Source organism: Streptomyces sp. NPDC031365 (genome assembly GCF_055569765.1).
Genome location: NZ_JBVIIM010000006.1, coordinates 306,510 through 329,816, shown reverse-complemented (window position 1 = coordinate 329,816; position 23,307 = coordinate 306,510). Strand labels below are relative to the sequence as shown.

Here is a 23,307-nt window from a genome sequence, read left to right as displayed (position 1 = left end):
CTCGGCGTCCGACAGCACGTCCACGTCACCGACCCGGCGCTGCGGATCGGCGGCCACCGCCTCCAGCACCCGCACCAACCGCTCCGCCACCACCTGTGCAAAGTCACGGTCCACGAGGTCCGGCTGGAAGTCGAGCCGGAACGACAGCTCCTCGCCGGGGTGGGCGACCAGACCGTACGTGTAGTGCATGGCGGAGCGGCTGCGGGCGCCCTCCAGCCGGATGCCGCCGAGGTCGGCAGACCGGTCCAGGCCGGCGCTGTCCAGTGGGTAGTTCTCGAAGACCATGGACGTGTCGAAGAGCTCGCCCCGGCCGAGGGCGCGCTGGATCTCGGCGAGTCCGGTGTGCTGGTGTTCCAGCAGTGCGGACTGCTCGCGCTGCAACCGTACGAGCATCCGCCCGACCGGCTCCGCCGGGCTGAGCCGGAGCCTCAGCGGCAGCGTGTTGATGAAGAGGCCCACCATGTCCTCGACGCCGGGCAGGTCGGCGGGACGGCCCGAGACGGTCACGCCGAAGACCACGTCGTCCCTCCCGAGCAGCCTCGACAGGACGAGGCCCCAGGCACCCTGGACCACCGAGTTCAGCGTGACGCCGAGTTCACGCGCGCGTTCGCCCAGCCGCCGCGTGGTGGCGGCCGGCAGCCCGAAGGTGACCTGCTCCGGCAGCAGCGGCTTACGCCCCTGGTCGGCGGGCGCCACCAGCGACGGCTCGTCGAAGTCCGCGAAGACCTCCTGCCAGGCCGCACGCGCCGCGTCCTGGTCGCGTCCGGCGAGCCAGGCGAGGTAGTCACGGTACGGGCGGATGCGCGGCAGCGCCGACGCGTCGCCGTCCGAGTTGTAGAGGGCCATCAGTTCGCGCAGGACGACCGGCAGCGACCAGCCGTCGAGGATCGCGTGGTGCACCGCGACCGCCAGCCGGTGGCGGTCGGCGGACAGCCGCAGCAGGGTGAAGCGCAGCAGGGGTGGCCGGCCCACGTCGAAGCGGCGGATCCGGTCCTCCTCGACCAGACGCGCGGCCTCGGCCTCGCGCTCGGCGTCGGGCAGTGTGGACAGGTCGTGCTCGTCCCACGCCGCCGGGGCCTCACGGAGCACCACCTGCGCCCACTCGCCCGACTTGCGCTGCCGGAACGCGGCCCGCAGGTTGGTGTGGCGGCGGATCAGCGCGTCGGCGGCGGAGCGCAACCGCGACGGGTCGAGCTCGCCCGCCAGGTCGAACACGAGCTGCACCGTGTAGATGTCCGCGCCCTCATCGTCGAAGACGCTGTGGAAGACGAGCCCTTCCTGGAGCGGCGACAGGGGAAGGATGTCCTCGATGGGGCGGGACTTCTTGTTGCTCACGTCGTTCCTCACTCGTCTTCCGAATCCGCGAAATCTCCGAAGAAGTCGTCTTCGAGTTCGTCGATCTCGTTCTGGCTGATGGAGAGCAGGGCCACGTCGGACGGTGTGAGGCCGCCCGCGTCGGGCCGCTGCGCGTGCTCGGCCAGGCCGAGCAGGGCGGCGAACCAGTAGTCGGCCAGCTCGCGCGCCGCTGCCTCCGGCAGCAGCCGGGTGGCCCACGTCCAGGTGGCGACAAGCTCGGGGCCGCCGGGTCCGTCCTGGGTGAGCGCGTTGAGTTCCAGCACATGGGTCAGCGGTGCGTCCGGATCGTCACCCGGGACGAGCGCACCGGTGTCGGGCACGGCCGACCAGTCGGCCGCGTCCTGGGCCGTGACCCGGCCCAGGTAGTTGAAGCCGAGCTGTGGCCTGGCCAGTGCGGAGAGCACCGCCTTCGTCCGCGGGTTGAGGTGGCGCAGCAGACCGAATCCGATCCCGTTGTCCGGTACGGAGCGCAGCTGTTCCTTGACCGTCTTGAGCACGCGCCCCGCGGTCGTTCCGCCGGCCAGCGCGTCCGCGCGCGCGGCGCGGTCGCCGGTGCCCGCGTCCAGCCGGACCGGGTAGAGGCTGGTGAACCAGCCGACCGTACGGGACAGGTCGGAGCCCGGCAGGAGCTGTTCCTCCCGCCCGTGGCCCTCGATGTCCACCAGGACCGAGGTCTCGTCGCTGTCCCGCCACGCCGCCACGGCGATGGCGAAGGCGGCGAGGAGTCCGTCGGCGACGCCCGTGCCGAAGGCCGCGCCGATCCGGGTGAGCACGGTCTCGGTGACGTCGGTGGGCAGCCGGAGGGTCAGGGTGCCGGACGACCGGTGGGTGTCCAGGGCGGGGTCGAGCGGTGCGCTGCCGATACGGGGTTCGGTGCCGCCCCGCAAGGTCTGCGCCCAGTGGGCGAGCTCCTCGACCCGCACCGGATCGAGCGCGGCGGCCCTGAGCCCCAGGGCCCACTCCCGGAAGGAGGTCGTGACGGGGGCGAGTTCCGGCGTCCGGCCGGCCGCGGCCGACTCCCACGCCTCGGCCAGATCGGCCACGAGGACGCGCCATGAGACGCCGTCGACGACGAGGTGGTCGGCGAGGAGCACCAGCCGCCCGGACACCTCGGTTCCGCGGTCCAGCCAGACGGCCTGGAACACGATGCCGTCGGCCACCGACAGGCGGCCCAGCGCGGCGAGGGCGTGCTCGGCGGTCAGGCGCCGCACCTCGTCGGGATCGGCGCCCCGCGCGTCGACCCGGCTGACGCAAGTCCGCGCGTCCACCGTGCCCGGTGCCGGGATCTCCAGCGCCGGCTCTCCGGAGGTGCCGGTCATGCCGCGCATCCGCAGGGTGTCGTGCCGGTCGAGCACGGCCTGCACAGCGGTCAGGAGGTCGGCGTGGCGCATGGCCGCGGGCACCTGGAGCACGACGGACTGGTTGAACAGGTCGACCGAGCCGCCCCGTTCGGTCAGCCATCCCATGATCGGCGTCGCCGGGACCGGTCCGGTGGCGTCCTCCGGCGTCCGCTCGGGCGCCTCCTGGGGCGTCCGACCGGACAGCACGGAAGCCAGGGCGGCCACGGTCCGGTGGTCGAAGACGTCTCGCGGGCTCAGCGTGAGACCCGCCTTTCGGGCCCGGCTGACCAGCTGGATGGACATGATGCTGTCGCCGCCGAGGTCGAAGAAACTGTCGTCCACGCCGGCCGTGCCGATCCCGAGCACGTCGGCGAAGAGTGCGCACAGCGTCTCCTCGACCGGCCCGGACGGCGGACGCCCGCCTCCCGCGGCGCGGTACTCGGGTGCCGGGAGGGCCTTGCGGTCGAGCTTGCCGTTGGTGGTCAGCGGAAGCCCGGGCAACTCGACGAGCGCAGCGGGCACCATGTAGTCCGGCAGCTGCTCCGCCAGGTCGGCCCGGAGCCGGCTCAGGTCGAGGGGGCCGTCCGCCGGGACGACGTACCCGGTGAGCCGCTTGTCGCCGGGCTGGTCCTCCCGTACGAGCACCGCTGTGGCGAGGACGCCGGGCCGGGAAGCGAGCGCCGCCTCCACCTCCGCGAGCTCGATGCGGAAGCCGCGCACCTTCACCTGGTCGTCGGCGCGGCCCACGAACTCCAGCAGCGCGTCGCCGTTCCACCGCACCAGGTCACCGGTGCGGTACATACGGGTACCGGGCGCGCCGAACGGATCGGCGACGAACCGCTCGGCGGACAGCCCAGGACGGGCCCAGTAGCCGCGGGCCAGACCGGCGCCCGCCACATACAGCTCACCGGCGACCCCGTCCGGCACCGGGTGAAGTGCCGGGTCGAGCACGTACAGGCGCATGTTGTCGAGCGGCCGTCCGATGGGCACGACGCTGGAGAACCGCTCCGCGTCCTGCGCGCCCACCGGGTTCCGGGTGGCGAACACCGTCGTCTCGCTGGGACCGTATCCGTTGACGATCTCGATACCCGGGCAGCGGGCCAGCACCCGGCGCACCGCGGCAGGGGGCACCACGTCACCTCCGGTCCACACCTGCCGGACGCGGTCGAAGGCCTCGGGCTGCTCCTCGGCCATGACGGCGAACAGGCCCGCCGTGAGCCACAGCCCGGTGATGCCGTGTCCGGTGATGAGCGCGGCCAGGGACTCCACGCCGAGGTCGCCCGCCGGGGCGACGACGACCGTGCCCCCGCCGAGGAGCGCCACCCACAACTCCAGCGTGAGCGCGTCCCAGGCGTGCGGGGAGTGCAGCAGCACCCGCTCCGCGCAGCCCGACTCCCACCACCGGTCGTACGCGAGATCCGCGATGTCGCCGTGGGTGGCGGCGACGCCCTTGGGGTCGCCCGTGGAACCCGAGGTGAACATCACGCAGGCCAGCGTGTCCGGCAGCGGCGTACAGCCGGGCGTCGTGCTCTCCTCGTCGGCCAGTGCGCGGGCCGTGTCGGGGTCGTCGACCACGAGGACCTCACGACCCTCCGCCACGGCCAGCGCCCGGGAGCGCAGGGCACGATCGGCGACGAGCAGGGGTGCCCCGGTCTCCTCGACGATCCACCGCAGCCGGTCGTCGGGATAGGTGGCGCTCAGCGGTACGTAGGCGCCGCCCGCCTTGAGCACGGCGAGCACGGCGACGACCAGGTCGGCCGAGCGTTCCATGAGCAGGATGACCCGCGACTCGGCGCCCACGCCGGAGCGGCGCAGCCGGTGCGCGAGCCGGTGGGCCCGCACCGTCAGCTCGGAGTAGGTGAGGGTCTCACCGTCGGCGACGATCGCCGCCTTGTCCGGGGTGGCCGCCGCGCGGCTCTCGAAGAGCCCGAGCAGCGTTCCGCCGGGCGTGGGGCGTGCCGTGTCGTTGCGGCCCTCCAGGAGCGTGTGACGCTCGGCGTCGCCGAGCACGTCGATACGGGTGACCGGACGGTCCGGGTCGGCGAGCGCCGCCTCCAGCACGCGGACCAGGCGGGCGGCGAGCCGCTCGGCGGTGGTGCGGTCGTACAGGTCGGTCGCGTAGTCGAGGCGGCCGGTGAGCCCCCAGCCGTCCGGCCGGCTGCGGGTGAAGGCGACGGACAGGTCGAACTTGGCCACGTCCGTGTCCAGTGTGTGCCCTGTCACGGTCAGCCCGGGGAGCCCGACGGCGTGGGCGAGGGCCTCCTGCTCCGCCGTGTCGTCCAGGGTGAGGACGGTCTGGAACAGCGGGTGGCGGGAGGTCGAGCGCGTCACGTCCAGCGCGTCCACCAGCCGCTCGAAGGGCACGTCCTGGTGGGCGTACGCGTTGAGGTCGAACTCGCGGACGCGGGCGACCAGTTCGCGGAAGGTGGGGTTGCCGGACAGGTCGGTGCGCAGGACGAGGGTGTTGGCGAAGAAGCCGATCAGGTCCTCGACGGTGTCGTCGGTGCGTCCGGCGATCGGGGTGCCGATCGGGATGTCGGTACCCGCTCCGAGCCGGGACAGCAGGGTGGCCAGTGCCGCCTGCACCACCATGAACGGGCTGGCTTCGAGTTCCCGGGCCCTCGTCGTGAGCCGTTGGTGCAGCGAGGCCGGTACGTCGAACTCCACCGAACCGCCGGCGTAGGTGGCGACAGCGGGCCGCGGCCGGTCCGACGGCAGGTCCAGCTCCTCGGGAAGGTCTTCCAGAGCCTCACGCCAGAAGGCGAGCTGCCGCGAGACGAGGCTCTCCGGGTCGTCCTCGGAGCCCAGCATGTCGTGCTGCCAGAGCGTGTAGTCGGCGTACTGGACGGGAAGCTCGTTCCACTGCGGGGCGCCGCCCGCCCGGCGGGCCGCGTAGGCGGTGGCCAGGTCACGTGCGAGCGGACCGGTCGAGCGGCCGTCGCCCGCGATGTGGTGCACCAGCAGCAGCAGTACGTGCCGATCCGCCGCCTGCTCCCAGAGCACGGCGCGCAGCGGGATTTCGGCGCTCAGGTCGAAGGTGTACCTGGCCGCCTCCCGCAACTGCGCCTCGGTCGCGACGGTGTGCAGCCCGGGCCGCGCCTGGTCCAGCACCATCTGGTACGGACCGTCGCCGTCCTCGGCGAAGACCGTGCGCAGCGACTCGTGCCGGGCGACCAGATCGGCCAGCGCCCTCTCCATCGCGTCGCGGTCGAGGACACCGGCCAGCCGCAGCGCCAGCGGAATGTTGTAGGTGGCGCTGGGGCCCTCGAAGCGGTGCAGGAACCACAGCCTGCGCTGGGCGAACGACAACGGGATCCGCTCGCCCCGGCGCTCCTGGCGCACGACGGGGCGCCGCGCGCCATCGGCCCGCGCGCTCGTCTCCGCACCCGTGTCCGCGCCCGCCTCCAGTGCCTGCCCGAGGGAGGCGACCGTCGGTGACTCGAACAGGTCGCGGAGGGAGAGTTCGATGCCGAGGGTAGCGCGGATGCGGTTGGCGAGCCGGGTGGCCAGCAGGGAGTGGCCGCCGAGGTCGAAGAAGTTGTCGTCGATGCCGACCCGGTCCACGCCGAGCACCTCGGTGAACAGGCCGCACAGGATCTCCTCGCGCGGCGACCGCGGTGCCCGGTACCGGTCCTGGGCCGCGTACTCCGGCGCGGGCAGCGCCTTGCGGTCCAGCTTGCCGTTGGTGGTCAGCGGCAGCGCCGCGAGGAGCACCACCGCGGACGGCACCATGTACTCCGGCAGTTCCGACGACAACCGCGCGCGCAGCGAGGCGACGTCCGGCGGGACCTCGCCGGGTACGGGCACGGCGTACGCGACGAGCCGCTTGTCGCCGGGCCGGTCCTCGCGGACGACCACCGCGGCCTGGGCGACCTGAGCATGGCCCAGCAGGGCGGCCTCGACCTCGCCCAGCTCGATCCGGAAGCCGCGGATCTTCACCTGCTCGTCGGCGCGGCCCAGGTACTCCAGTTCCCCGTCGGCCGTCCACCGGGCGAGGTCGCCGGTGCGGTACATGCGCTCGCCCGCCGCGGTGAACGGGCATGCGACGAACCGCTCCGCGGTCAGTCCCGGACGGTTCAGATAGCCGCGGGCCAGACCGGGACCCGCCACGTACAGCTCGCCCGTGACTCCCGCCGGAGCCGGCCGGAGCGTCCCGTCGAGCACGTACACCCGCAGGTCGTCGATGCCGGGTCCGATCAGGCTGGGGGAGTGGCCGGCCCACAGGGACCTGTCCAGCACGCGGGCGCTGACATGCACGGTGGTCTCGGTGATGCCGTACATGTTGACCAGCACCGGCTCGCTGTCACCGTGCCGCCGTCCCCACGCACCGAGCCGGCCCAGGTCCAGGGCCTCGCCGCCGAAGACGACCCAGCGCAGACTCAGCCGGTCGCCCAGCTCCGGATGGTCCTGGTCGGCCTGGATCAGCTGGTAGAAGGCCGAAGGCGTCTGGTTGAGCACGGTGACGCGTTCCCTCACCAGCAGCCGCAGGAACTCCGCCGGCGTCCGGCTGACCTCGAACGGCACCACGACCAGCCGGCCGCCGTGCAGCAGCGCCCCCCACAGCTCCCACACGGAGAAGTCGAACGCGCTGGAGTGGAACAGCGTCCACACATCGTCCGGACCGAAGCCGTACAGCTGCCGGGTGGCGGTGAACAGCCGCACCACGTTCCCGTGCGGCACCACGACACCCTTGGGACGTCCCGTCGACCCCGAGGTGTAGATCGTGTAGGCCGGGTGGGCCGGGCGCACGGTGCCGCGCTCGGCAACGGTGAGATCGCCGTCGCCGTCCTCGTATCGGGCCATCGCCCGTACGGTCTCCTCCGCGTCCAGCACCAGCATGTGCCGGCCGGGGGCCGCGGGCAGCCGGCCGGCGACCTCGGCCGCGGTCACCACGAGCCGGGGCGCGGCGTCGGCCAGCATGTACTCGATACGGTCCGCCGGATACCCGGGGTCGACGGGCACATAGGCCGCGCCCGACTTCACCACGGCCAGCAGGGCGACCACGAGCTCCGCCGACCTCGGCGCCGCCACGGCGACGAACCGTTCCGGCTCCGCGCCGTGCTCGACGAGCAGCCGGGCCAGCCGGTTGGCCCGCGCGTTCAGCTCGGCGTACGACAAGGACTGCGCGCCGAAGGAGACGGCCACCGCATCCGGGGTGCGCTCCGCCTGACGCTCGAACAGTTCGGCGAGCGTCTCCGTGGGCGCTTCCACGGTGCCCTTCCCGGCCGCGGTCAGCAGCCGCGCGCGCTCGGCGCCGTCGGTGACGTCGACGCGGGTGACGGGACGGTCCGGGTCGGTGAGCACCGCGTCCAGCACCCGCAGCAGGCGCGCCGCGAGTGACCGCGCGGTGCGGCGGGTGTACAGGTCGGTGCTGTACGTCAGCGTGCCCTGCAGACCGGCCGGTGTGCCGTCGGCCGCATGCCGCTCCTCGAACGCCACGACGAGGTCGAACTTCGCGACCCCGGCGTCGAGCGACTGGGCGCGGACGGAGAGCCCCGGCAGCGAGCGCAGCGAGTCGAGCGCCTGCCCCACGGTGTCGTTCCAGCTGAGGACGGTCTGGAAGAGGGGATGGCGGGAGGTCGAGCGCACCGGGTTGAGGACTTCGACGAGCCGCTCGAAGGGCACGTCCTGGTGGGCGTACGCGTTGAGGTCGAACTCGCGGACGCGGGCGACCAGTTCGCGGAAGGTGGGGTTGCCGGACAGGTCGGTGCGCAGGACGAGGGTGTTGGCGAAGAAGCCGATCAGGTCCTCGACGGTGTCGTCGGTGCGTCCGGCGATCGGGGTGCCGATCGGGATGTCGGTACCCGCTCCGAGCCGGGACAGCAGGGTGGCCAGTGCCGCCTGCACCACCATGAACGGGCTGGCTTCGAGTTGCCGGGCGCTCGTCGTGAGCCGTTGGTGCAGCGAGGCCGGTACGTCGAACTCCACCGAACCGCCGGCGTAGGTGGCGACAGCGGGCCGCGGCCGGTCCGACGGCAGGTCCAGCTCCTCGGGAAGGTCTTCCAGAGCCTCACGCCAGAAGGCGAGCTGCCGCGAGACGAGGCTCTCCGGGTCGTCCTCGGAGCCCAGCATCTCGCGCTGCCACAGGGCGTAGTCGGCGTACTGCACCGGAAGGCCGGGCCCCGCCCACACCCGTCCGGCGGCACGTGCCGCGTAGGCCGCCGTCAGGTCACGCGCCAGCGGTCCGACGGACCAGCCGTCGCCCGCGATGTGGTGGACCACGAGCAGCAGCACATGGTCGTCGGGAGCGAGGGAGAACAGCCGGGCACGCAGCGGTGGTTCGAGCGCCAGATCGAAGCCCCGGCCGGCCTCCCGCCGCAGCAGCCCCTCAAGCTCCCGCTCGTCCGTACGCACCGACTCCAGGCGCGGCCGGGCGGCGTCGGCGTCGAGCACCCGCTGGTGCGGCCCCTCGGCGTCCTCGACGAAGAGCGTACGCAGCGACTCGTGCCGCGCGACCACATCGGCGAGCGCGTTCTCCAGCGCCTCCCGGTCGAGTTCGCCGCCGAGCCGCAGCACCGCGGGAATGTTGTACGTCGCCGGGGCCTGCGTGAACTGGTTGAGGAACCAGAGGCGTTCCTGCGCGAAGGACAGGGGCAGCCGCCCCGGCCGCTCACCCACCCGGACGCCGGCACGGTCCGGCGCCCCGCCGTCCCTCGCCGCCAGAGCCGCCGGGGTGGGCGCCGCGAACAGGTCGCGGAGGGAGAGTTCGGTGCCGAGGGTGGCGCGGATGCGGTTGGCGAGCCGGGTGGCCAGCAGGGAGTGGCCGCCGAGGTCGAAGAAGTTGTCGTCGATGCCGACCCGGTCCACGCCGAGCACCTCGGTGAACAGGCCGCACAGGATCTCCTCGCGTGGCGACCGCGGTGCCCGGTACCGGTCCTGGGCCGCGTACTCCGGCGCGGGCAGCGCCTTGCGGTCCAGCTTGCCGTTGGGAGTCAGCGGTAGCGTCTGAACCGACACGAACGCCGACGGCACCATGTACTCCGCCAGTCGTGCGGCGGCGTGCCGGCGCAGCTCCGCCGGGTCGGCCGCGCCGCCCGCGACGGGCACGACGTAGCCGACGAGCCGCTTGTCCCCCGGCCGGTCCTCGCGCACCACGACGGCGGCGCGCGCCACCGACGGGTGGGTGCCCAGAACGGCCGCCACCTCCCCCGGCTCGATCCGGAAGCCACGGACCTTCACCTGGTCGTCGGACCGGCCCAGATACTCCAGTTCCCCGTCGGCCGTCCAGCGGACCAGGTCACCGGTGCGGTACATCCGCTCGCCGGGCGCGAAGGGGCACGCGACGAAGCGCTCCGCGGTCAGCCCCGGACGGTTCAGATAGCCGCGGGCCAGACCGGGACCCGCGACGTACAGCTCGCCGGGCGTCCCCACCGGCACGGGCAGCAGCGAGCCGTCCAGCACGAACAGCCTGCTGCCGGTGATCGGGACCCCGATCGGCGGCACGCGCTCCCCGGACAGCGGCCCGCTCATGCTGGCGCACACCGTCGTCTCGGTGGGCCCGTACGCGTTGATCATCCGGCGGCCGCGGGACCAGCGCGCCACCAGGTCGGGGGCGGCCGCCTCGCCGGCCACCACCAGCGTCGACACGCTCTTCAGCGCCCCCTCCGAGAGGACGGCCAGCGCCGACGGGGGCAGCGTCACATGCGTGACCCGCCGGCGCACCACCAGCTCCCGAAGAGCGGGGCCCGGTGCCAGGCGGTCGGCCGGGGCGACAACCAGGGCGGCGCCCGTCAACAGGGCCATGCCCAGCTCGGAGACGGCCGCGTCGAAGCTCGGCGACGCGAACCACAGCACCCTGCTGTCCGGCGTCACCGCGAACACCTCGGACTGCCCGGCCACCAGGCTCGCGATGCCCGTGTGGCTGACGGCGACGCCCTTGGGCACGCCGGTCGAGCCCGAGGTGTAGATCACATAGGCCGGGTGCGCCGGGGAGAACGGCGGCAGGTCACCGGCCTCCTGACGGGCGACATCGGCTCGGGCACCGGCGAGCCAGGCCGCGTCGACGACCAGCGCCGGATCGGCGTCCCGCAGGATGTGGGCGACGCGTTCGGCCGGGTAGTCCGGGTCCACGGGCACATACGCCGCCCCCGACTTCATGACGGCCAGCAAAGTGACCGCGAGGTCGGCCGAGCGCGGCAGCGACACCGCGACACGGCGCTCCGGGCCCGCCCCGTGCTCCACGAGCAGCCGGGCGAGCCGGTTCGCCCGGGCGTTCAGCTCGGCGTACGACACCTCGCCTGCCTCGGACACCACGGCGGTCGCGTCCGGGGTCCGGGCGACCTGCGCCTGGAAGAGCTCGGGCAGTGTGCTCGGAGCGGGCTCCCCGGTCCGGGTGCCCCAGGTGTCGAGCAGCAGCCGTCGCTCGGCCCGGTCCAGCAGCTCCAGGCGGCCGACGGGCAGGCCGGGCCGCTCGGTGAACGCCTCCAGCGCCCGCAGCAGCCGGTCCGCGATGCCGGCCGCCGCCGTACGGTCGACCAGGTCGGGCTGGAAGTCCAGCCGGAAACGCAGCTCTTCGCCGGGCACGGCGACGAGACCGTAGGTGTAGTGCACGGCGTCGTGGGTGCGGGCCGCCGTCAGCCGGATGCCGGTGCCTTCGGCGAGCGCTCCGAGCGCCGTGGGATCGAGGGGGTAGTTCTCGAAGACGAGGGAAGTGTCGAAGAGTTCGCCGTGTCCGGTGGCGTGCTGGATGTCGGCGAGTCCGAGGTGCTGGTGGTCGAGGAGGCGGGTTTGTTCGTTCTGGAGGCGGTGGAGGAGGTCGCCGAGTGTTTCGGCGGGGTTGACGGTGAGGCGCAAGGGGACGGTGTTGATGAACAGTCCGACCATGTTCTCGACGCCGTCGGTTTCGGCGGGGCGTCCGGAGACGGTGATGCCGAAGACGACGTCGTCGCGCCCGAGGGAACGGGCCAGGGTGAGCCCCCACGCCGCCTGCACCACGGAGCTGACGGTGACACCCAGCGCACGGGCGCGCTCGGTCAGCCCGGTGGTCGTCTCCGCCGGCAGGGCGAAGTCGACGGTGTCCGGCCGCTGCGGGACCCGCCCCGCCGTGGCCGCGGCCGTCCGCGTCGGCTCCTCCAGCCCGGCCAGCGCCTCCCGCCAGGCCTGTTCGGCGGCCGCGCGGTCGCGGCCGGCCAGCCACGCCAGGTGGTCGCGGTAGGGCCGTACGGGCGGCAGCGTGTCCGCCCCCCGGTACAGCTCCAGCAGCTCACGCACCACCACCGGCAACGACCACCCGTCCAGCGCCACATGGTGGGACGTGATCGCGAAGCGGTGCCGTGCGGTGCCCACGCGCACCAGCGCGAACCGTACGAGGGGCGGTCGCGCCGGGTCGAAGCGGCGGGCCCGCTCGGTCTCCAGGACCCGCTCCGCTTCCCGTTCGCGCTCGGCCTCGGGCAGCTCCCGCAGGTCCACCTCGCGCCAGGCGAGCGGCACATCACTCAGGACGGCCTGTACCGGCCGGTCCAGGCCCTCGTGGACGAACGCCGCCCGCAGGGTGGCGTGCCGGTCCAGCAGCGAGGCCGCGGCGGCGGACAGGGCGGCGGAATCGACCGGACCCTCGATGTCCAGGACCAGTTGCGTGGTGTAGACGTCGGCGGAGTCACCGTCGGCGGTCCGGTCGAAGAAGTGGTGGAAGAGCAGGCCCTCCTGCAGCGGTGACAGCGGCAGCACGTCCTTCAGGCGCGGCAGGCGCCGTTCCAGGACGTCGATCTCCCGCTGGCCCAGCCGCGCGAGCGCCACATCGGACGGGGTCAGCCCGCCCGCCTCGGGGCGGCGGCCGTGCGCGGCCAGGCCGCGCAGCACGGCGAACCACTCGTCCGCCAGCGCGCGTACGTCCTCCTCACCGAACAGCCGGCTCGCCCAGGTCCAGGTGGCGACGAGCTCGGGACCCTCGGATCCCTCGACGGCGAGGGCGTTCAGCTCCACGGTGTGGGCGAGCGGAGTGCCGTCGTCGGAGGAGCCTCCGATGCCCTGGCTGCCCGCGACGACCGCCCAGTCCGCGTCCTCTCCCTGGGCGGCCCGGCCCAGGTAGTTGAAGCCCAGCGCGGGGCGCGGCAGCGCCGACAGCTCGGCCGAGGCGGCCGGATCCAGATACCGCAGCACCCCGTAGCCGATGCCGTTGTCCGGCACCGCTCGCAGCCGCTCCTTGACCTGCTTGAGCAGCAGGCCGGCCTCCCGCCCGCCCGCGCGAATCCCGGCCCGCCCGGGCCCGTCGAAGGCGCCGGTGTCCAGACGTACCGGATACAGGCTCGTGAACCAGCCCACGGTGCCGGCCACATCACCCTCACCGGTGCCCGTCACCTGGTCACGTCCGTGGCCCTCGACGTCGACCAGGACGGACGTGCCCCAGTCGGGCCGCCACGACGTGGCCGCCAGCGCGAACGCGGCCAGCAGCACGTCCTCGGCGCCCGCCCGGTAGCGGGGGCCGACGGATGCCAGGACGTCCGCCGTCACCTCGGCGGGCAGACGCAGGGTCAGCGAACCGGCGCTGCCGTACGTGTCGTGTCGCGCGTCGAGCCGGACCGCCGCGGAGCCCCGGGCGCCATCGCCCGTGAGGACTTCGCGCCAGTAGGGGAGTTGGCCCCGGTAGACGCCCTCGGTGCCGGACTTCTCCAGCGCACGCGCCCATGACCGGAAGGAGCGGGTCGCCGGAGCAGGGTCCGGTGCCCGGCCGGCCACCGCCGCGGCGAAGGCCGCCTCCAGGTCCGGCAGCAGGATCCGCCACGACACGCCGTCCACGACGAGGTGGTGCGCGACCAGCGCCAGCCGCCCCGACCGCTTTGGCCCGCGGTCGAACCACACGAGCTGCACCATGACCCCGTCGCGCGGTGCGAGCCGCGCCCGGGCCTTTGCGGCGTGCCGGGTCATCAGCGCGTCCAGCTCCCCGCCCGTGACACCCACGGCGTCGACCCGCCGCAGGCACGCCGCCTCCCGGACCGATCCCGGCTCGCCGATCTCCAGGGCCCAGGCGGTGTCCCCGGCCAGCCGCATGCGCAGCGCGTCATGGCGGTCCAACAGGGTCCGTACGGCGGCCAGCAGGTCACTGTGACGGGTACCGGCGGGCACGCGCACCGCCACGGACTGGGCGAACCCGTCCGCGGGGCCACCGCGTTCGGCCAGCCAGTGCGCGATCGGGGTGAGCGGAACGGGGCCGACGGCGACGTCTTCCCCGCTCGCGCCGCTCTGCTCCGCACCGGCCTGCGCCGCGCGTTCGGCGACCTCGGCGAGGCCGGCGACCGTACGCCGCTCGAACACATCGCGAGCCGTCAGGACCAGGCCCTCGCGCCGGGCCCTGCCGACCAGCTGGATGGACATGATGCTGTCGCCCCCGAGGTCGAAGAAGCCGTCCTCGACGCCGACGCCGGTGACTCCCAGCACCTCTCCGAAGAGCCGGCACAGGGTCTGCTCGGCCCCGTTGCGCGGCTGCCGGCCGCCCTTGCCGGTGGTGGACGGGTCCGGCGCGGGCAGAGCCTTGCGGTCCAGCTTCCCGTTGGGCGTCAGCGGCAACGCGTCGAGGGACACGAAGGCCGACGGCACCATGTAGTCGGGGAGCGTCCGCGCCAGGTGGTCCCGCAGCCGCTCGGGCTCCGCGCCCTCGCCCGCGGGCACGACGTACGCGACGAGCCTGCGGTCCCCGGGCCGGTCCTCCCGGACCTCGGCCTCGGCCCATGCGACACCGGGGTGCGCGGCCAGCGCGGCACCGATTTCGCCCAGTTCGATACGGAAGCCACGGATCTTCACCTGCTGGTCCGTGCGCCCGACGTACTCCAGAACACCGTCCGCCCGCCACCGCGCCACGTCCCCGGTGCGGTACATGCGGGAACCGGCGGGACCGTACGGGTCGGCGACGAACCGCTCCGAGGTCAGCCCGGCCCGGTGCAGATAGCCGCGGGCCAGACCGATGCCCGACAGGTACAGCTCACCGGGCGTGCCGACCGGCACGGGGCGCAGTGCGCCGTCCAGGACCCGGGTCGCGATGTTCCAGATGGGCCGCCCGATCGGCACGGATGCCCCCGTGTCCTGCGGGCGGCACGCCCACGCGGTCACGTCGATCGCGGCCTCGGTCGGGCCGTAGAGGTTGTGCAACTGGGCGCCGAACCGCTCGTGGAACTGCTGGGCCAGCTCGCCCGGAAGCGCCTCACCGCTGCAGAACACCCGGCGAAGCGACGTGCAGTCCGCCGTGTCGGGCTGCTGGAGGAACGCCTGGAGCATCGACGGCACGAAATGGACGGTCGTGACCCGTTGGCTCCGGATCAGCTCGGCGAGGTACACGGCGTCCTTGTGACCCTCGGGCCGGGCGACGACCAGCGCCGCGCCCTCGGCCAGCGGCCAGAAGAACTCCCACACCGAGACGTCGAAGCTGAACACCGTCTTCTGCAGGACCCGGTCCGTGCCGTCCAGTCCGTACGCGTCCTGCATCCAGCGCAGCCGGTTGGCGATGGCCGCGTGGTCCACGACCACGCCCTTGGGGCGCCCCGTGGAACCGGAGGTGTAGATGACGTACGCGGGGTGTGAGAGCGCCAGGGGGGCGGTCCGCTCCGCGTCCGTGAGGTCGGTGCCGGGCCGGCCGGCCGTGTCCGCCTCGTCCAGCAGGATGCGGGTGATGCCGGTGTCCGGAATCCGCTCGGCCGGCCCGCTCCGGGTCAGCAGCAGCTGCGGAGTGGCATCCTCCAGTACGTACGCGATACGGTCCGCCGGATGGTCCGGGTCGACCGGCAGGTAGGCTCCGCCGGCCTTGACCACCGCGTAGACGGCGACGACGAGGTCGAGCGAGCGCGGCAGGGCGATCGCCACACGGCGCTCCGGACCCACCCCGTGCTCGACGAGCAGCCGGGCGAGCCGGTTCGCCCGGGCGTTCAGCTCGGCGTACGTCATCTCGCCTGCCTCGGACACCACGGCGGTGGCGTCCGGGGTCCGGGCGACCTGCGCCTCGAACGACTCGGCCAGCGTGGTCAGCGCCACCGGGTGTGCCGTGTCGTTCCACGTCCGCAGCACCTGCTGCCGCTCTGCCGTATCCAGCACGTCCAGCCGGCCGACGGGCAGCCGCGCGTCCGCGACGAGGCTCTCCAGCAGCCGGCCGAACCGGGCCAGGTACGCCTCGGCGGCGGTGCGGTCGACCAGGTCGGGCTGGAAGTCCAGCCGGAAGCTCAGCCGCTCACCCGGGACCAGCACCAGGCCGAGGGCGTAGTGCACCGCATCGTGCGGGTACACCTCGCCGATGCGCAGGCCGGCCGCCCCGGCGGTGCCCTGGAGGGCGGTGGGGTCGAGGGGGTAGTTCTCGAGGACGAGGGAGGTGTCGAAGAGTTCGCCGTGTCCGGTGGTGCGCTGGATGTCGGCGAGTCCGAGGTGCTGGTGGTCGAGGAGGCGGGTTTGTTCGTTCTGGAGGCGGTGGAGGAGGTCGCCGAGTGTTTCGGCGGGGTTGACGGTGAGGCGCAGGGGGACGGTGTTGATGAACAGTCCGACCATGTTCTCGACGCCGTCGGTTTCGGCGGGGCGTCCGGAGACGGTGACGCCGAAGACGACGTCGTCGCGTCCCAGGGAACGGGCCAGGGTGAGCCCCCACGCCGCCTGCACCACGGAGCTGAGGGTGACCCCCAGGGCGCGCGCACCCTGGACCAGCTGCTCCGTCGCCGCCACCGACAGCGCCGACTCCAGCCGCTCCGGCCGCTGCGGGACCCGCCCCGCCGTGGCCGCGGCCGTCCGCGTCGGCTCCTCCAGCCCGGCCAGCGCCTCCCGCCAGGCCTGTTCGGCGGCCGCGCGGTCGCGGCCGGCCAGCCACGCCAGGTGGTCGCGGTAGGGCCGTACGGGCGGCAGCGTGTCCGCCCCCCGGTACAGCTCCAGCAGCTCACGCACCACCACCGGCAACGACCACCCGTCCAGCACGGCGTGGTGGACGCTCAGCGCCAGCACGTGGCGGTCCGGCGCCGTGCGGGCGAGGAGGAACCGTGCGAGCGGCGGCGCGGCCAGGTCGAACCGGCGCTCGCGCTCACGCCTCAGCAGAGCCCGCAGCGCGGTGTCATCGCCCGCCTCGGCCTCCGTCCAGTCCAGCGTCACGTCGTCCTGGGTGAACTGGAGCGCCCGGCTCAGGCCCTCGACGAGGAATCCGGAGCGCAGTGCCTCGTGGCGGCCGAGCAGGGCGCGGGCGGCCGACCGCAGGGCGTCGGCGTCGAGCCGGCCCACGAGTTCCACGCCCACCTGGAGGGCGTAGATCTCGGGGGCGTTCTCGTCGAAGACGCTGTGGAAGACCATGCCCTCCTGCAGCGGCGACAGCGGCAGCACGTCGCCGGGACCGGGCAGGGCTTCGGCCACCCGCTCCAGTTCCGCGCCTTCCACCGGCGGGAGCAGGGCATCCGGACGCACCTGTGCGTCCGCGCTGTTCGTGACCCCGGCCAGCCCCGCCACGGTGCGGTGTGTGAACACGTCCTTGACGGTGAGGGGGAGCCCGGCCCTGCGGGCGAGGCCCACCAGCCGCACGGCGATGATGCTGTCACCGCCCAGGTCGAAGAAGCTGTTGTCGATGCCGATCCCGGAGACTCCGAGGATCTGCTCGAACAACCCGCAGAGCAGCTCCTCGCGGGCGTCGCGCGCACCGCGTCCCGACGCGACCACGTCCCCGGCCTCCGGAGCGGGCAGCGCCGCCCGGTCCAGCTTGCCGTTGGGCGTCAGCGGCAGCTCGGCGAGCGCCACGAACACCGACGGCAACATGTAGTCGGGAACCTCCCGAGCCGCGAACTCCCGCAGCTCCGCGCTGCCGGCCGCGCCCACGGTGTACGCCACCAGCCGCCGGTCACCGGGCCGGTCCTCCCGGACCACCACGGCGGCCTGGGCCACCTCCGGGTGCCGCAGCAGTACGGCCTCGATCTCCCCGGGCTCGATGCGGTAGCCCCGCACCTTCACCTGGTGGTCGACCCGGCCGAGGTACTCCAGGTCGCCGTCCCGGGACCAGCGCACCAGATCCCCCGTCCGGTACATCCGGGCACCCGGCCCGCCGAACGGATCGGCGACGAATCGTTCCGCCGTGAGACCGGACCGGTTCCAGTACCCCGACGCAACACCCGCGCCCGCGATGTACAGCTCACCCGCGGTCCCGACCGGCGCGGGGCGCAGTGCGCCGTCCAGCACGTACACCCGCGTGTTGGCGATCGGCCGGCCGATCGAACCCCGTGCCCCGTCGCTGGGCGACACCTCGCCCGCGGTCGACCACACGGTCGTCTCGGTGGGCCCGTACACATTGAGCACCGACCGGGCCGCGTGCAGCAGCCGTCCGGCGAGATCGGTGGGCAGCGCCTCGCCGCCCACCATCACCCGCACACCCGACAGGACGGCTGCGGCGTCCGGGACGGCGTCCACCAGTGCACGCCACAGGCTCGGCGTCGCCTGCGCCACCGACACCCCGGCCGTCGTAGCCAGCGCCGCCAGCGCCTCCGGATCACGCACGGTGTCCCGGTCCGCGAGCACGACCGTGGCGCCCGACAGCAGCGGCACGAACAGCTCCAGCGCCGCGATGTCGAACCCGACCGTCGTCACCGCGAGCAGCCGCTCCCCGGAGCGCATCGCCAGCGACTCCCGGAACCAGGCGAGGAAGTTCACCAGCGCCGCGTGTCCGACCACCACGCCCTTGGGCCGGCCCGTTGAGCCGGACGTGTAGATCACGTAGGCCGCCGCCGACAGCGGCACCGGGCCGAGGGCCGTGTCCGCGAGCCGCTCGGCAGCCGCGGCCGAAGCGGACAGCCACTCCTCGTCGATCACGAGTGCGGGAGCGGCGTCGTCGAGGATGTACGCCCGGCGCTCCGCCGGGAACTCCGGGTCCACCGGCAGATACGCCGCCCCCGACTTCATCACCGCGAGCAGGACGCACACCAGGTCCGCCGAGCGGGGCAGGACGACCGCGACCCGGCGGCCGGGACGCGCCCCCTGCTCCGCCAGCAACCGGGCAAGGCGGTTCGCCCGCGCCTCGAGCTGCGCGTACGTCACTTCCTCGCCCTGGAACACCAGGGCCACCGCTTCCGGTGTGCGGGCCGCCTGCGCCTCGAACCACTGGGGCAGCGCGGGTTCCTCCACGTCACGTGCGGTGGCGTTCCACCGTACGAGCACCTGCTCGCGCTCCGCCGGCGCCAGCACGTCCACCCGGCCCACCGCTTCGTCCGCGTCCGCGGCCAGCGCCTCCAGGGCCCGCACGAAGCAGTCGAGGGCACGCTCGGCCGCCGCGCCGTCCACCAGATCGGGCTGGTGGTCGAGACGCAGCGCCAGCTCGGCGCCGGGGTGGACCACCAGACTCATTGCGTAGTGGGAACCCTCGTGTGCGCGGGCGTCGGTGAGAGCGAGCCCGGCGTCGTCGGCGAGCGCGCCGAGGGCGGCGCGGTCCAGGGGGTAGTTCTCGAAGACCGTCGTGGTGTCGAACAGCTCGCCCAGACCCACCCAGCGCTGGATGTCGGCCAGACCCGTGTGCTGGTGCCGCAGCATCGAGGTCTGTTCCCGCATGAGCCGCACGGCGAGAGCGCCGACCGACTCCGCCGGATCGAGCCGGACCCGCAGCGGCAGCGTGTTGATGAACAGGCCGGCCATGTCCTCGACGCCGTCGAGCTCCGCGGGCCGGCCGGCGACCGTCGTGCCGAAGACCAGGTCCTGCCGGCCCGTCAGCCGTGACAGCGTCAGCGACCAGGCCGTGCTGGTCAGCGAATTGAGCGTGACGCCCAGGTCACGGGCCCGCTCTTCGAGCCGTGCGGTGAGCTCCGCCGGCAGTGTGCGCAGGATGCGCTGCGGGGCCGTCGGTGTACGGCCCGCCGTGCGCGGGGCCACCAGGGTGGGCTCCTCCAGCCCCTCGAGAGCGGCGGTCCACGCCGTACGGGCGGCGTCGGCGTCCCGCCGGGCCAGCCACCCGAGGTAACGGCGCATCGGCTGGGGCCGTGGCCGCGGACGGCGACCCGCGTAGGACTCCAGCAGATCCCGCACCACGATCGGCAGCGACCAGCCGTCCAGGACCGCGTGGTGGGCGGTGATCGCCAGACAGTGGCGCCCGTCGCCGGTGCGCACCAGCAGGAAGCGCACGAGTGGCGGCCGGTCCAGAGTGAAACGCCGCACCCGCTCCCGGGTCAGCAGCTCCTCCAGCGCGGGGCCCTCGGCAGTGGCCGACTCCCGCCAGTCGAGGACGACTTCGGAGGCAACGGTCTGCACGGCGTGGCTGAGCCCGTCGTGCACGAAGCCCGCGCGCAGCGCTTCGTGCCGGTCGAGCAGGGCCGCGGCCGCGGCCTTGAGACCGGCGACGTCGAGGGCTCCGCCGAGTTCGAGCACGACCTGCACGGTGTAGAGGTCGGGGCGGCTCTCGTCGAAGACGCTGTGGAAGACGAGCCCTTCCTGCAGCGGTGTCAGCGGCAGCACTTGTGTGCTCTCCGGGACGCCGAGTCGCTCACGCTCCTCGTCCGGCAGGGGGGAGTCCAGGACGAACGTTTCGTCGTCCGCCGGGGCGCCCGCCTCGACCGCGACGGAGGCGAGGCCCTGCGCCGTACGGTGGGTGAAGACGTCCTGCGCGGTGATCGCCAGTCCTGCCCGGCGCGCGCGGCTGACCAGCCGGAGTGCCAGGATGCTGTCGCCGCCCAGGTCGAAGAAGCTCCGGTCGGCGCCGGCGGTCTCCAGCCCGAGGGTCTCGGCCATGAGCGCGCACAGCTGCCGTTCGCGCGCCGTCCGCGGCGCCGCGCCCCGGGACTCGTAGCGCGGCTCCGGCAGCGCCCGCCGGTCCAGCTTGCCGTTGGCGTTCAGCGGCAGGGCGTCGAGTGCGACGACGGCCGACGGGACCAGGTAGTCGGGCAGCGTACGGGCCACCCGCTCGCGCAGTTCCGCGGGGTCCGCGCCGCCCACGACGTAGGCGACCAGCCGCTTGTCGCCGGGCCGGTCCTCCCGCTGCACCACCACGGCGCTCTTCACCGACGGGTGGTCCGTCAGCACGGCCTCGATCTCCGCCGGTTCCACCCGGAAGCCGCGCACCTTCACCAGGTGGTCGGCGCGGCCGAGGTACTCCAGCTCCCCGTCGGCCGTCCAGCGGGCGAGGTCACCCGTGCGGTACATCCGCTCGCCCGGGACGAACGGGCAGGCGACGAAGCGTTCCGCGGTCAGCCCCGGGCGGTTCAGGTAGCCGCGCGCCAGACCCGCGCCCGCGACGTACAGCTCACCGGGGGCGCCCAGGGGCACGGGGCGCAGAGCCGCATCGAGCACGTACACGCGCGTGTTGGCGATGGGGCGTCCGATGCGTACGGATGCATCGGTGACCTCCGCGTACAGGCTGTCGCCGCTCGCCTCGGAGGAACCGTAGAGGTTGAGCAGCCGCGCCTTCGGCAGGGTTTCGGCGAACCGCCGGGCGTAGGCGGGCGGCAGGGCCTCGCCGCTGGTCACCCACAGGGCGCAAGGGGCCAGGGCTCCCGTGGTGTCGCCCTCCAACAGCTCGGCGAGCAGGCTGGGGACCACCGTCGTGCGGGACACACCGTGCCGGGCGATGAGCGCGGTCAGTTCGGCGGCACTCCGGGACGCCTCCGTGCCGCACAGGACGACGGGGGCGCCGTGGACGAGGGGGCCCAGCAGCTCGGTGGTTCCGTCCACGAAGCTGAGCGAACTCTTGGCGAGTACCGGCCGCTCGGCTTCGAAGGGGAAGACCCGGCCGAACCACAGGAGCCGGTTCACCGCGCCGCCGTGCAGGCCCAGAACCCCCTTGGGAACACCCGTGGACCCAGAGGTGTAGATGACGTAGGCGGGGTGTGCGGGACGCAGCGGACGGAGCCGGTCCGCGTCCGCCGGGTTGTGCGACGGCTGCCCGGCCGTGTCCAGTTCGTCGAGGACGAGCACCTCGGCGGAACCCAGCGGAGTCCGGCCGGCGAGCTCCCGCGTGGTCAGGACCAACCCCGGCGCGGTGTCGCCCAGCATGTGGGCGATCCGCTCCGCCGGATACCCCGGGTCGACCGGCAGGTAGGCGGCACCCGCCTTGAGGACGGCCAGCACGGCGACGACGAGGTCGGCGGTACGGGGCAGGACCAGGCCGACGTACTGCTCCGGGCCCGCACCACGGCCGATCAGCAGATGGGCCAACCGGTTCGCCCGGGTGTCGAGTTCGGCGTAGGTGAGCGTGCCGGAGTCGTGGAGCAGCGCGGGGGCGTCCGGCGTGCGCGCCGCCTGCGCCTCGAAGAGCGCGGGCAGGGTGACCGGCGGCAGGCCGGCCACGGTGTCGTTCCACTCCCTCAGCGTCCGGTCGCGCTCGGCGACGGTGAGCAGATCGAGGTCGGCCACCGGCCGGTCGGGCTCGGCGGCGGCCCGCTCCAGGAAGGCGATGAACCGGTCCTGGTGGCGGGCGACCTCCTCCTCGCTGTACAGGGCGGCGTTGCCGCTGAACTCCAGACGCATCCCCGCCGCGCGGCTGCCCGCCCCACCGGTAGTGCGGTAGACGTTGATGACGAGGTCGGCGACGAGCCCGGTCGACAACTGCTGGTACTCCGCCGGGCATGAGCCGAAGGCGAACTTTTGCTCGAACGCCATGACGTTGAGCTGGGGGCCCGTCAGGGCGGCCGCCTCACCGGACAGACCGAGGTCGGCCCGCAGGAGATCACCCCGGTAACGCTGGTGCCGTACCGTCTGCCGGATCTTCTCGGCGGCCTGGCGCACCAACTCGGCAAAGGTCGTCGTCGCGCCGACGGAGAGCCGAACCGGCACTTCGTTGGCGAGCATCGCGGGCGTGCTCAGCTCCGCCCGGGAACGGCGGGCGGCCATCGGCAGTTTGACCACCACCTCGGAGGCGCCGAGGAAGCGGTGCACATACGCCCCGGTCGCGGCGAGCATGGTCGCGGACCAGCCGCCCACGGTGCCGCGCCCGGTGCCGAGCAGCGCGTCGGCCCGCTCCTGCTCCAGCGCGACGGTACGGCGCACACTGGGGCCTGAGGGGGCCGTCCGCCCCGCGAGCGGAGTGCCCTCGGGCACCTCCGTGTATTCGGACCGCCAGAAGGCGGCGTCCCGCGCGTGCTCGGGTGACGCGCGGTAGGCGGCGTCCTCGTCGAGCAGCCGGGAGAGCGGCGCACTGGTGGCGGGCGCGGGGTCCAGGCCGGCCTCGAAGGCGGTGTACAGCTCGGCGAGCCGACGGCAGTAGAGGAACTGTCCGAAGCCGTCCATGACGATGTGGTGGTACCGGAAGTAGAGCAGGCTCCGCCGGGGTCCCAGCGCGAACAGCACGTGTGCGTACGGCGCTTCGGCCGTCAGGTCGACCGCTACGGCGAGGTCGTCGCGCATCCATGCCTCGGCGGCCGCCGCCGGGTCATCCGCGCCCGACAGGTCCCGCACCAGCAGAACGGGCTCCGCGTCCGCCTCCACGGTGAGCCGCAATCCGTCGGGCGTGTCGTGGAACCGCGTCCGCAGGGTCTCCGTCTCGGCGACGGCCCGTGTCACCGCACGCCGCAGAACGGCCTGGTCGACCGCGCCGTCGAGGTTGAAGACCACGCCACAGTTGAAGAACGGGTTCTCGGGCTCCAGTTGCTGCGCCACCCAGATGCCGGTCTGAGCGGAAGAGGCGGTAAGGAGAGCGTTTTCGTCGGACACTTTCTTCCCATCCCGGAACGGAACAACTGCGGCGCGGCAGGTCGGTACG

Annotated in this window: 2 protein-coding genes; both read right to left on the bottom strand. The window is 73.4% G+C overall.

Annotated features, from left to right (window positions below):
* Positions 1-1,335 (bottom strand): condensation domain-containing protein (locus tag ACZ5C2_RS13090; protein WP_468789549.1); only part of this gene is annotated, 1,335 nt, incomplete at its 3' end.
* An 8-nt stretch (positions 1,336-1,343) separates the two neighbouring features.
* A complete protein-coding gene (locus ACZ5C2_RS13085) occupies positions 1,344-23,258 on the bottom strand; it encodes a non-ribosomal peptide synthase/polyketide synthase (protein WP_468789548.1) in 21,915 nt (7,304 codons plus the stop codon).
* Positions 23,259-23,307: the final 49 nt, after the last annotated feature.